This window comes from Acinetobacter sp. 802_lipA, assembly GCF_058242885.1.
This window is the reverse complement of sequence record NZ_JBZAYP010000001.1, coordinates 837,098-850,170: the sequence shown is the minus strand read 5'-3', so window position 1 is coordinate 850,170 and position 13,073 is coordinate 837,098. Positions and strand designations below refer to the sequence as shown.

General features: G+C 40.6%; 12 protein-coding genes and 2 pseudogenes. 11 read left to right on the top strand and 3 right to left on the bottom strand.

Annotated elements, in window-relative coordinates:
• Positions 1-55: 55 nt before the first annotated feature.
• Positions 56-733, top strand: coding sequence for a type 1 glutamine amidotransferase domain-containing protein (locus tag AC4CU3_RS04240; protein WP_279045379.1), 678 nt, complete (start codon positions 56-58; stop codon positions 731-733).
• Positions 734-936: 203 nt separating this feature from the next.
• Positions 937-2,064 carry an alkene reductase gene (locus AC4CU3_RS04235; RefSeq protein WP_279045381.1) on the top strand — a complete coding sequence of 376 codons (1,128 nt, stop codon included), beginning with the start codon at positions 937-939 and terminating at the stop codon, positions 2,062-2,064.
• Between the two features lie 83 nt (positions 2,065-2,147).
• Here the strand turns inward: AC4CU3_RS04235 and AC4CU3_RS04230 are convergent, their stop codons facing one another.
• Positions 2,148-2,378 carry a hypothetical protein gene (locus tag AC4CU3_RS04230; RefSeq protein ID WP_001087973.1) on the bottom strand — a complete coding sequence of 77 codons (231 nt, stop codon included), beginning with the start codon at positions 2,376-2,378 and terminating at the stop codon, positions 2,148-2,150.
• A gap of 104 nt (positions 2,379-2,482) precedes the next feature.
• Entirely contained in the window at positions 2,483-3,091 is a 609-nt protein-coding gene (locus tag AC4CU3_RS04225; protein ID WP_114837648.1) for a TetR/AcrR family transcriptional regulator, read from the bottom strand.
• Positions 3,092-3,235: 144 nt separating this feature from the next.
• Between AC4CU3_RS04225 and AC4CU3_RS04220 the strand changes: the two genes are divergently transcribed.
• The 9 genes and pseudogenes from AC4CU3_RS04220 to AC4CU3_RS04180 all read left to right on the top strand — a co-directional run bounded on the left by AC4CU3_RS04220 (position 3,236) and on the right by AC4CU3_RS04180 (position 11,518).
• Positions 3,236-4,255 (top strand): NADPH-dependent curcumin/dihydrocurcumin reductase, encoded by a 1,020-nt coding sequence (locus AC4CU3_RS04220; protein ID WP_279045384.1) that lies wholly within the window; start codon positions 3,236-3,238, stop codon positions 4,253-4,255.
• Between the two features lie 16 nt (positions 4,256-4,271).
• Complete coding sequence (locus AC4CU3_RS04215) at positions 4,272-4,910, top strand: glutathione S-transferase (protein WP_279045386.1); 639 nt, start codon at positions 4,272-4,274, stop codon at positions 4,908-4,910.
• A 207-nt stretch (positions 4,911-5,117) separates the two neighbouring features.
• Positions 5,118-6,064: pseudogene (locus AC4CU3_RS04210) on the top strand (IS5 family transposase).
• Positions 6,065-6,151: 87 nt separating this feature from the next.
• A complete protein-coding gene (locus tag AC4CU3_RS04205; RefSeq protein WP_029574962.1) occupies positions 6,152-6,613 on the top strand; it encodes an Lrp/AsnC family transcriptional regulator in 462 nt (153 codons plus the stop codon).
• Between the two features lie 296 nt (positions 6,614-6,909).
• Positions 6,910-7,731 (top strand): hypothetical protein, encoded by an 822-nt coding sequence (locus AC4CU3_RS04200; protein ID WP_010326135.1) that lies wholly within the window; start codon positions 6,910-6,912, stop codon positions 7,729-7,731.
• A gap of 69 nt (positions 7,732-7,800) precedes the next feature.
• Complete coding sequence (locus AC4CU3_RS04195) at positions 7,801-9,453, top strand: nitrite/sulfite reductase (protein ID WP_279045297.1); 1,653 nt, start codon at positions 7,801-7,803, stop codon at positions 9,451-9,453.
• Position 9,454: 1 nt separating this feature from the next.
• Positions 9,455-9,862: a CidA/LrgA family protein gene (locus AC4CU3_RS04190; protein WP_005400044.1), complete on the top strand. Its 408-nt coding sequence runs from the start codon at positions 9,455-9,457 to the stop codon at positions 9,860-9,862.
• Position 9,863: 1 nt separating this feature from the next.
• Positions 9,864-10,573: pseudogene (locus AC4CU3_RS04185) on the top strand (LrgB family protein).
• Positions 10,574-10,591: 18 nt separating this feature from the next.
• A complete protein-coding gene (locus tag AC4CU3_RS04180; protein WP_490737987.1) occupies positions 10,592-11,518 on the top strand; it encodes an HPP family protein in 927 nt (308 codons plus the stop codon).
• Between the two features lie 128 nt (positions 11,519-11,646).
• Here AC4CU3_RS04180 and AC4CU3_RS04175 read toward each other — a convergent pair whose 3' ends face one another.
• Positions 11,647-13,053 carry an aminotransferase-like domain-containing protein gene (locus AC4CU3_RS04175; RefSeq protein ID WP_279045300.1) on the bottom strand — a complete coding sequence of 469 codons (1,407 nt, stop codon included), beginning with the start codon at positions 13,051-13,053 and terminating at the stop codon, positions 11,647-11,649.
• Positions 13,054-13,073: the final 20 nt, after the last annotated feature.

Here is a 13,073-nt window from a genome sequence, read left to right as displayed (position 1 = left end):
ATGCTCTGACCCTGTAACAATGCTCCTCAATCATGAAAATTATCGGAGAAATAACATGAAAATTTTAATCGTTTTAACCTCACATAATCAACTTGGCAATACTGGTAAGAAAACAGGTTTCTGGCTAGAAGAACTTGCTGCACCCTATTACACCTTTATTGACTCTGGTGCTGAAGTTACGCTGGCGTCGCCTCAAGGTGGGCAGCCACCACTAGATCCGAAAAGTAATTTAGCCGATGCTCAAACTGAAACCACTCATCGTTTTGAAGCAGATCCAACTGCAATGCAAGCATTAACACAGACGCATAAACTTAGCGAAATTTCTGTAGCTGATTATGATGCAGTGTTTTATCCAGGCGGGCATGGCCCATTGTGGGATTTAGCAGAAGATCCGATTTCAATTTCTCTGATTGAACAGGCGATTCAGTCTGGCAAACCTGTTGCAGCAGTGTGTCATGCCCCGGGTGTTCTTCGTCATGTGAAAACGAGTAATGGAGCGCCTTTAGTTAGCGGTAAATTAGTGACTGGTTTCACCAATACTGAGGAGGCCGCTGTAGGTTTGACTGAAATTGTACCATTTTTAGTCGAAGACATGCTTAAACAAAACGGTGGTCATTATTCTAAAGTGGATGATTGGCAAGTATATGTTCAAGTAGATGGCTTGCTGGTTACTGGACAAAATCCAGCCTCTTCTGCTGCAACCGCTACAGCATTACTTCAATTGTTGAAATAAAGAGTAGCGAGTGCCTGTTGTGGTGCTTAGCAGTGAATAAAACTTCTGACTCTGAGCAACTGGCGCAATAAGCAAAATAACCCTCATTTAATGGTGAAGGGCCTGAGTGAATAGCTTTACTTCCTTTATTTTTCTATATACAGGAAGGAAGGGTATTTTTTTAATTTAGATCAATTTAGTCATGATGACTTGGATACAATGAAATGAAAGCCAGCAAATTTTTTCAAAACCTGAGCTTAGGCCCGTATGTTTTGCAAAACCGTATTGTATTGCCACCATTAACGCGGTCGCGCAGTACTCAGCCAGGGAATATTCCAAATGAACTGATGGCAACCTATTATCAACAGCGTACCGGGGCAGGATTTATGGTCACCGAAGGTACGCAAATCGAGCCACGTGGTCAAGGCTATGCTTGGACTCCCGGTATTTACAGCCCTGAACAGATTACTGGATGGCGTAAAGTGACGGAAGCAGTGCATGCTAAAGAAGGCATTATTTTTGCACAACTTTGGCATGTTGGGCGTGTTTCACATACATCTTTGCAACCCGATCATGCATCACCGGTCGCGCCCTCGGCTATTAGGGCTGATAGTAATGTTAAAGTCTTTATTGAAACCGGGCCCAATGCAGGGGCCTTGGCTGATCCTTCAATGCCACGTGCTTTAAGCAATGCAGAAGTTAAAGAATTAGTGCAACTCTATGCTCAAGCAGCGCGTAATGCATTGGCTGCTGGTTTTGATGGGGTTGAAATTCATTGTGCAAATGGTTATTTGGTAAATCAATTTATCTCTGCACATAGTAACCACCGTGAAGATGAATATGGTGGATCACTAAACAATCGTTTGCGTTTTTTACGTGAAGTAGTAGAGGCAGTTGCTGAGGTGGTTGGTGCAGATCGTTTAGGAGTGCGTTTTGCCCCGCTATTTGAAAGTACAGAGGAAGATCGTGTTTACATGGGGTTAGTTGAAGATGATCCACATGTGACTTATATTGAGGCTATAAAGATACTTGAAGAAGTGGGGATTGCCTATTTATCGATTGCAGAAGCTGATTGGGATAATGCACCAGAACTTCCTCATGATTTTCGTAAAGATGTCAGAGACACTTTCAGTGGTCGGATTATTTATGCAGGTCGATATACGGCAGAAAGAGGGACTCGAATTTTAGAGGCAGGGCTGGCCGATTTAATTGCATTTGGACGCCCATTTATTGCGAATCCAGATTTACCCGATCGCATCGCCAATGGTTGGCCATTGAATGCAGTAGATGCAAGTACTATGTATGGTGGGACGGAAAAAGGCTATATTGATTATCCAGCTTACGCAGATTAATCTCGACTAAGTGAGTTATTTTGCCAACCTTTGTGGTTGGCAAAATAAGGACTTAGGATTGCTGTTGCCAGCACAATTTCTTCTTAAAACAAATTCTTAAAATTTTTTAGCTGTGTAATGAGCCAACCTGCCAGTGGGAAAGAAATCAGTTGCGTTACTGGCACTAATACTATGACTTCAATCAACACCATCATCGGGAAACTTTGATGCTGTGTAATTGGCTTTAATAAAGTGAGAACCAGTAATAGTGTGGGATATAAGCCTAAATAACCAACTAAAATACGAGTCATGAGGGCTTTAGAAGGAGAATTCATTGTGCGCTATACTCATGGATTGTAAATTGATCTAATAGCAACACATTAATAAGTAATCATTGGGCTGCTATCATTAATTATGTAATTGATATTTAATTTAATTTTTATGAATCTTCACTTTTTAATAGAAATTTAGTTGCTCTCAGAGCTTGATGTAATGGTGTTTTATCTTTTTGCAACTTACTCAGTAATGCTGCACCTAACCACATTTGGTAAAGTACTTGTGCCAACGTCGAGGCCTCAGTATCTGCTTGGATAGACTGATCCTGTTTACCCAAATCAATTAAACCAGCAATACGTTCGATTACATCATCGACGCCAGCGGACATAATGGAGCGCATATCTTCAGATAGATCGGCAACTTCTGCGGCAAGTTTCACAATTAAACAGCTATCCGCCCAACCACACTGTGTTTCAGGATCTTCTATCCATAAATTAAAATACTCAATCAGCTTTTGATAAGGGGATTTATCGCTACGCCATACATCATTTAAACGGACTTGATAATTATCTACATAATGCTGTACCAATTCACATCCGAAAGCTTCCTTGGATTGGAAATAATGATAAAACGAGCCTTTGGGGATCTCACAGCTCTGTAAAATTTCCTGTAATCCTACACCGGTAAAACCTTTATGCAAAATCAGGTCTGAACTGGTGTTAAGAATGTGTAAGCGCTTCGCTTCAGACTTTTTAATAGGAGTAGGCTTCATATTAATTATTTACTCTATTGTAAAAAAATAGACCAGTCGTATTGTTTTTTATTATAACTCATCTACAATGGATGTAAAGAAATTTTAATCATAATTTTTGATTGTGAAGAGAAATACTTTTAAATAAAACATGGAGTTATATGTGTGAGAACAGTTATTAATCAACGCATCGTTTTAGCTAAACGGCCAGTGGGTGAGCCAAAACACAGCGATTTTCGTATTGAGCAAGTTGAGCTCAATGAACTTAAACAAGGCGAGATATTGTTAAAAACCATTTACTTGTCACTCGATCCTTATATGCGTGGTCGCATGAGCGATGCTCCTTCATATGCAGCACCGGTTGAAATTGGCGAAGTGATGGTCGGTGGAACAGTCAGTCAAGTAGTGGCCTCTAAAAACCCAAAATTCAAAGAAGGCGAGTGGGTTCTTTCAGGAAATGGCTGGCAGGGCTACGCAATTTCTAATGGGACTGCATGTCAAAGCTTAGGTATGCAACCTGAACATCCATCTTGGGCATTGGGTATTTTGGGAATGCCAGGATTTACTGCTTATATGGGGTTGTTGGACATTGGTCAGCCTAAAGCCGGTGAAACTTTAGTCGTTGCAGCTGCAACGGGACCTGTTGGTGCTACGGTTGGACAGATTGGCAAACTTAAAGGTTGTCGCGTGGTTGGCGTCGCAGGTGGGCCTGAAAAATGTCGTTATGCAGTAGAAGAACTCGGCTTCGACGCTTGTATCAATCATCATGATAAAAATTTTGCAGAACAATTACAACAAGCAGTTCCGAACGGTATTGATATTTATTATGAGAATGTAGGGGGTAAAGTGTTTGATGCGGTATGGCCATTGCTTAACTCTGCGGCACGTGTACCGGTGTGTGGTGTGGTTTCCCAGTATAACGCTACCGAGCAAGCACAAGGGCTAGACCGTTTACCAGGCTTTATTTCCACCCTTTTAAAAAAGCGTATTCGCATGCAAGGCTTTATTATTTTTGATGATTATGGCAGTCAGTATCCGGAATTCTATCAGCAAATGTCTGAATGGTTGAAAGACGGAAAAATCAAATATAAAGAGCATATGGTGCAAGGTTTAGATAACACGATCAATGCTTTCAATGGTATGTTGAAAGGCGAAAACTTTGGCAAAGTGGTTGTAAAAATTTAAAAAAATAGGAATTATCATGATTAAACTACATCATTTAGATCAATCACGTTCTTTTCGCATTTTGTGGTTACTTGAAGAAATCAAGCAGCCCTATGAGCTGAAACGCTATTATCGTGACTCAAGCACGCATTTGGCCCCTGAATCTTTAAAAACCATCCATCCTTTAGGGAAATCTCCAGTATTGGAATGGGATGGCAAAGTTATTGCAGAGTCAGGCGCAATCGTTGAGTTATTAATTCAGAAACTTGCGCCGCATTTAGCACCAGATATGGATGAATCTACTTATGTCGATTATCTACAGTGGATTCATTTCTCAGAAAGCTCTGCCATGCTGCCATTTTTGTTAAAAACGTTTAATACGATAGAAACCAAGCAGGGCACGAAGTTGGTATTTCTAGAAAATTATACTCAAGTTGAGTTCGATAAAGTATTTGGCCATTTAAATGAATATTTAAAAGATAAAGAATTTCTAGTGGCAGACCGTTTAACCGGTGCTGACTTTATGATGGGCTTTGGACTACATGCTTTAGTTTATCATATGGGACAAGGTGAAAATTATCCGCATATCCAACGTTATGTAGCAGGTTTAAGCCAACTACCTAGCTGGCAAGCCGCAGTACAAATTGAACAAAATGGTGTGAAAGGACAAAAATAGCAAGATTGATTTTTTAAAGGCAATTTAGAAAAAGAATCGTGATTGTCAAGTACATCTAGTTATAAAATAAGCTGACACTTATTTAAATTAAACGCCTAATGAATTTCATCGGGCGTTCTCTATTTTAAAGATAAGGAATTACCATTATTTAAGGGCTCTGTTGCACAAACCTATCTCTAAAGGCTTATTCCACAATATAATTCTCAAATGAATAAGCCCACACCTAAAATCTATCGTACAACCAATTGGTCTTCTTATAACAGTGCATTAATAAATCGAGGAAATCTCTCAATTTGGCTTGATCCCAAGACGCAATGGTACGCTCAACCCAAAGGTAAACATGGTCGAAATCAAACTTATTCAGATACAGCCATCCAATGCTGTTTAATGATCAAATCCTTATTTCGTCTTTCTTTACGCATGGTCACTGGCTTTGTGCAAAGTCTCATTCATCTTTGTAGATTAGATTGGACAGCACCAGACTATTCCACCATCTGCAGAAGACAAAAGCATATTGATATTGCAATTAACTATGAGAAGAGTTGCAATGGACTGCCTTGCGCAATATATTGCTCATCGTCGATTCTACTGGCTTAAAGTTTCTAGGCGAAGGTGAATGGAAGCGTAAGAAACACCAACCTGAATATCGTCGCCAATGGCGTAAACTTCATATTGGTATAGATGCTGAAACCCTTCAAATACGCACTATTCAACTCACTACAAATAATGTGAGTGATTCACAAGTGCTTGGTGATTTACTCGATCAGATTCCACAAGATGAGCAGATTGACTCTGTCTATACTGATGGGGCTTATGACACCAAGCAATGCCGTCAAGTAATTGCAGACCGACAAGCACATGCGGTGATTCCGCCAAGAAAAAATGCGAAACCTTGGAAAGATACAAAGACCAGCTCGCTAGAGCGAAATGAATTACTTCGAACAGTTAAACGTTTAGGAAGAACAATATGGAAAAATTGGTCAGGCTATCATCGCAGAAGTCTGATAGAAACCAAGATGCATTGCATCAAATTATTAGGCGATAAACTCCGTGCGAGAAACTTTCAAAGCCAAGTCAATGAGATTCATGCACGTGTGGCCGTATTAAATAAATTTACAGATTTAGGTCGACCTCACACCCAAGTTGCCACTTAAATTTAGATAACTTGGAAGAAGTTTAGCTTTTGAATGTTTGTGCAACAAAGCCGTTTGAATGAGAAAATTTCTCGCAGGAAGCTGCTCATGCAATTGGATAAATTTGATTTCGCTTTATTGGAGCATCTGCAAAAAGATTGCTTAACGCCACTCCGAGAGTTGGCCGATTTAGTGCATTTATCAACTGCCTCGGTACAACGTCGCATCCAAAAATTAAGAGACAGTGGCTATATTATTGGCAATACCGCGGTGCTTGATCCCGACAAATTGGGACAAGTGATTACAATTTTTGTCGAGGTTCGCGTCAATCAAACCCACGTGACTGACCTTGACGAGTTGAAAGCAAGTTTTTCAATTCCAGAAGTACAGCAGTGCTATTACGTAACAGGCGAGGCGGATTTTATGTTGGTACTCTTGGTGCCAAGTATGAGTCGATTTCAAGCCTTATGTGATCAGCTTTTTCATCATAATGTGAATGTGCAATGGTTTAAAACTACCGTTGTATTAGAGCGTATCAAAACAACTTTAGAGGTGTCTTGTCAGCCATAACTTTTATTCTCTTTTCTATATTCCACCTTATATTCAATGGCTAAAGGGGCTGCTTGAAATAGGAAAAGAGAAAAGTCGTTTCTGAATTTTTAGGCACTCAAAATAACGCCATGATGGAATTGGGCTCCTATTTATATAACGAATTTATTTTTCTAATTTTGATGGTTTTGCACCTATAAAACTTGAGAAGGAGGCACGCTGTTATAGTTTTTTCAAGCCTTACTGTAGCTACTCATTCACACCAAAATAGCTGAAAATTTGACTCAAGAAGGGATCACAATCTTGATGGTGGCGTAATGTTTATAACACAGCAACTGAATACAATTTCTGAATTGGTTGAGGGGCAGGGTCTTTCAGATCAACTGCAACATCTACTTGCGCAGCAGTATTTAAACTTAGAAGCAACTTTGCTGCGTGCTAAAGTCTTACGTGATTTTTCAAGCGCTAAAGTTCAGTATATTGTGCAATCTGCCATTCAAGCAGAACATGCCGAGGTCGCATTTTTATTTGCGCCTTTTATCTTGGCAAATTTAAACCATCCTGTGATTTATAGCAGTCCCGCAACGCCGACCGTACTCAATATCCTCAATCGTTACTATCAAGCAGAGCAAAAACAAAACCTAAAAATAGATGATGTGCTTGAGGCTCTCAATGTTTATTTAGATTTGAGTGATAGCGTATTGAATGATGTCGATTTTTTCTATTTTTCATTGATCAAAGCACTATGTCGAACCGATGTCTCTCAGATTTTTTTGGTGACATCATTAGTGCTCAATACACAAAAACTTGCAGAGCTGGAACAGTTTTTTAAAGTCAAAATTAACTATATTTCTACCCATGCGCATGATGCCATCATCGACAGTAGTGAATGGAATATGCGGAAATTGTTCTTTAAAAACAAAGATCAGCAATATATCGATTTATGTGAAAAATTCGCCACATTGAATGCGCAGTTATTGTTGAGTTATGGCAGTTATAACCAGCAGCAAGCGATCCAGCTGGTTGAAGATATGTTCTATGCGGAGCATATTTATGAAAAGTTATCGGTCTATGCCGAGTATATGCAGACCTGTTTACAACATGGTGTGTCCCGAAAGCAGGCGACTTTTTTCGCCTAATTTGCATTTTTGATGCGCTATTCAAAACAGCTTTTCTTTCATATTGATGCATATACCTAGGTCATCCCCATGTTTTTATATACAGACTTTGATCAAAATTTATTAAATGAACGTGTCGCACAGTTTCGCGACCAAACCCAGCGTTATTTAGAGGGAAAACTGACTGAAGAAGAATATCGTCCCTTACGCTTACAAAATGGTTTATATGTTCAACGCTATGCTCCCATGCTACGTTTGGCAGTGCCTTATGGCTTAATGAACTCTGAGCAATTGCGCAAGGTGGCTGAGGTTGCGCAGAAGTATGACCGTGGTTATGCGCATATTTCAACACGTCAAAATATTCAATTGAATTGGCCGCAGCTAGAAGATGTCCCTGATATTTTGCAGGAACTCGCTACGGTACACATGCATTCTATTCAGACCAGTGGCAACTGTATTCGAAACACCACGACAGACCAGTATGCAGGTGTCGTTGAAGAGGAGCTCACAGACCCGCGTCCCACCTGTGAACTGATTCGCCAGTGGAGTACCTTCCATCCTGAGTTTTCATTCCTTCCACGTAAATTTAAAATTGCGGTTTGTGCACACCCAGAACAAGATCGTGCTGCCAAGACTTTTCATGATGTTGGGGTCTATTTGGTAGAAAATGAAGCAGGAGAATTGGGCTATCAAATTAAAGTCGGCGGCGGTCTTGGACGCACCCCTTTAGCGGGACATGTCATTAAGCCATTTTTAGCCCGTGAAGATTTAATTGCCTATTTAGATGCCATCATGCGCGTATATAACTTGCATGGTCGCCGTGATAATAAATACAAAGCGCGTATTAAAATTTTAGTGAAAGCCCTCACTCCAGCGGGCTTTGCGGAAAAAGTTGAAGCTGAGTTTGCACATACTCAAACACTGCTCAAAGTTCAGCCTAGTGTTTTAGCGCAAATGGATGCAGTATTTCGACCGTTTGCCTATGAACCTTTAGATGCAGAAAATTTTGAGGCGTTGTTCCAACAGTATCCGAAGTTTAAACACTGGTTCAATATCAATACCCATGCACATAAAGTCGCGGGCTACCGCATAGTCACAATCAGCTTAAAACGGGCGGGTGTGGCTCCGGGGGATATGACTTCCGATGAAATGCGTTTAATTGCAGATTTGGCTGACCAATATACCTTTGGTGAGCTGCGAACCACGCATGAGCAAAATATTGCCTTAACCGATGTACGCCAAAAGGATCTGTTTGAACTGTGGCAAGTCTTGGATCGTGGCAATTTGGCCCGTGCGCATATTGGCTTTCTGACCGATATGATTTGCTGTCCGGGAGGTGACTTTTGTTCATTGGCAAATGCCAAATCTATTCCGGTGTATGAGGCGATTGCTCGCCGTTTTGATGATTTGGATGCTTTATATCATTTAGGCAAGGTCGATCTGAACATTTCAGGCTGTATGAATGCGTGTGGACACCACCATGTCGGCAATATTGGCATTCTAGGTGTCGATAAAAAAGGCGCTGAATATTACCAAATTAGTTTAGGCGGTAACTCAGATCATGATGCATCCATCGGTGATATTTTAGGACCATCATTTCCTGCAGAAGATATTCCCGATGTGCTCGAAGAAATTTTAAATACTTATCTGGATCTACGTTTAGCACATGAATCTTTTTTAGAAACCTACAAACGTGTCTCGATCCAGCCGTTTAAAGAGCGGGCTTATGCGGACATAAATTGAGATGTTGCATGACCGAACTCGGCTGAAGAAGTTAAACACTGCGAGCTACCAAATCATCATTATTTTGGCCGTTTGGAGCTGTGCTGATGTCTTACAAAAGTTGCTGAATTTGCCTGTGGCATCAGGGGTACTTGGGTTTTTTCTGCTGTTGTTTTTACTTGAAATGAAATGGTTGAAATTAGCCCACGTTGAACGCGGTGCCGATCTGTTACTGGCTGAACTGCTGCTGTTTTTCATTCCGCCAGTGGTTGGCGTGATTCAATATCAGGATTTATTGATTGCCAGTGGTTGGAAAATTTTGCTGGTGATTTTAATCAGCACCGCTTTGGTGATGATGGTTTCTGTATATAGCGTGCGGTTGTTGTTAAAGCAGCCAGTGCTAAATCAAGAATCAAAACTGGAAGATTAGTATGACTGAATTCTGGGGAATTTTTTACTTGGTTTGGACCGTGCTGTGCTATTTCATGGCAAAGCAGCTTTTTGTTCGAACACAAAAAATCTATTTATCCCCCATTATTGTTGTTCCTAGCGTGAGCATCGTACTGATCTTTCTTTTACAGCATCAGTTCCAAGACTATTACTTTTATACCCAATATTTGGTGGCCATGCTCGGCCCAATCACGGTGGCTTTTGCTATTCCTGTTTTTCGTTATCGCCGCATGATTCAGCAACATTTTAAAGTGTTGCTCTTCAGTTCTAGCCTCGCCATGTTGGTGGGTATTTTCAGCAGTTGGTTTTTGGCGAGCCTATTGGATTTTGATGACATCGTTAAAAATAGCCTGTTGGCGCGTTCCATTTCGATTCCTTTCGCTTTGGTGCTTACCGAAAAAGTGGGGGCTCTATCAGCCTGATTCCGCTATTTACTGTGATTACAGGTTTGGTCGGTATGTTGTTGGGAGATCTCCTTTTGCTTTGGATGAAATATAAAAATCATCTTGCTTCGGGCGCAGCACTAGGTAATGCCGCACATGCTATGGGCATAGCTCGGGCAAGACAGCGGCATGAATTGGAAGGCGTCATTGCCAGTCTCTCGATGATTATTTCAGGAATCATTATGGTGCTATTTGCGCCATCGCTGATTGCAGTGACGAAGTATTTACTTGGCTTTATATCGTTTTAAATCAATAAGGAATCGAATATGAATCCTATGTCACATGCAAAGACAATCTTAAGCCCCAAAAGCTATCTCGCGGCCTTTGTCTTTATAGTACTCATGGTGGCGGCTGCCTATGGACTGAATGATCGTGAAATTATTCTGCCTGAAATGGCGGCGATGGCCGTTGGGCTATGGGTCTATCGAGATAAACAGTGGCTGAATCAGCCAGATAAAATTTTTATTTTACCCAGTTTGACCGCTGTAATCGGGTTCTGTATTAATTTGATGCCGATTTCATATTTGTTCAAACTGGTTTTGGTTCTCTGTGCTATGTTGCTCGTGATGCGGATGTTTAACTATATATTACCGCCCGCACTGGCCACAGGTTTCTTGCCGATTGTGACCCAAGCCTATGAAATATCGTTTTTGATTTCGATTTTTACCACCAGTTTTATCCTGATGTTGAGTGTTGTGCTCTTTAAACTGAACCAAGGCGTGGAGAAGAAAGGCAATTTTGATCGACGAAAAATAGGTGTATATGCCAGTATTACCTTAATCGGTTTTGCACTCGCCGCTATTTTCAAGGTTGAAGCGATGGCGCTGATTCCACCGATTACAGTGGTGGTGTACGAATCATTAAATATGATGATGTATTCGTTGAAAATGTGCCTTAAGCAGATTGCTGCGTTGACACTGTCGATTTCAATGGCCGTGCTTATGCAGTTGTGGATTCAAGATTGGATCTTGCTCACCCTCATATATATGCCCTTGATGTTTCTTTTGCTCAAGCTCTTTGATATGCGCATTCCTGCGGTATATGCCTTTCCATTTTTGGTTTTTGTCTTTCCACAAGACAGTGTGATGCATTTACCTGTTGCATCCGGCCTGATGGCTGGCTTTTCACTTGGCTGTGTCTATATCTATCGCACCTATTTTCAGAATATGAGTGCTGAGAAATCCTATACCTAGCTTGAGAGAAATGACATGATCTGATCATGTCATTTTATCTCTGGGATGGTGATATTTGCAGTATGGGCAGTGAGTCTCTTCAAATAAAAAGATGGTTTAAATCAGTCTGGATTTAAACCATTCAACTTTTATTCAAATGCTTCTGGATAAATACATTGGATCAAGGCATCTAAGGCATTTTGAATACGTTCATTGATTTCAAATGAACAATTGATCCGAATATGATGTGGAATATTATCCGTTTGATAAAATAATGAGCCGGGCGCAATGCTGATATTTTTCTCTAAGAGCTGCTCATAAATTAAATTGCCATTGATCTGCTCAGGCAAGGTAATCCATAAAAAATAGCCCGATGGATAATAATGAATTTGATAATCTTCAGACAAATGTTCAGATAAATAAGTGTAATACTGATTTTTGAGACGTTTTAAGGTGTTACGCAAAGTTTTTAAGTGCTTTTCATAGTGTCGATGCGATAAATAATCGACCAAGGCATTTTGAATAAATGAGTTGACGGAAAGCGTGCTCATCAGCTGTAGATGCTGAATATGCTCCGAAAATTTACCCGCATAGACCCAACCAATCCGAAAACCCGCACCTAAAGTTTTTGAAAAAGAAGAGCAGTGTAAAACCAAATTTTTCTGATCAAAGTATTTCATCGACAGCGGTTTTTTATGATCAAAATAAAGTTCTTCATAAACATCGTCTTCAATTAAATAAATATCGCGCTCGTGCAGTAGCTTTGCCAGTTGGTATTTGATGTCGTCACTGACCGTAAAACCAATTGGGTTGTGACTGTTGAGCATCAGCAGACAGACTTTAATTGGATAACGTTCAATTGCATCTTTAAAAGCTTCAAGGTCAATACCGTGTTCTTCATGTTCAGGAATACTAATGACTTTCAGGCCCAAATGTTCAGCCGCTTGCCATGCGCCATAAAATATTGTTTTTTGAAGTAAAATGTAGTCACCCGGTTGGGTCATAGCTTGTAAGGAGAGGTTTAAAGCATCTAATCCGCCCGAGGTAATTACGATATCGGACGGGTCTGTTGGAATCCCTTGCATACAGTAGCGCTGCGCAATCAGTTTTCGTAGCTCAAAGTTTCCGGGAGGTAAACTTGGCATCTGTTCATAACTAAGACGGTGTTTGGCACGTTGTCCCAACGTTTGCATCAGCTTGGCAGAGTAGAGCAGTTGGCTGTTGGGAAAGGCAATGCCAAAGGGAACCATTTGTTCAGATTGGATCGATTTTAAGTATCTGAAAATTTTAGAGTTGATTTCAATTTTTTCGTTGAGGATGACACTATTGGAGTTGCTGTCTGAGCGTCCATCGCCTGTCACAAAGTAACCGAGTTTTTCTTGTGAATAAATCAGCCCTTGCGCTTCGAGTTCTTGATAGGCATTCATCACCGTCATCAGGCTAAAACCCGATGTTTCAGCTTGTTGACGTAGTGAAGGCAGTTTATCGTTGGCTTTCCAAAAACCACTTTCAATCAAATGTTTCAGGCTGAGCGCAAGTTTTTCTGATTTATACATATGGGTTCGCTGCAATTAAA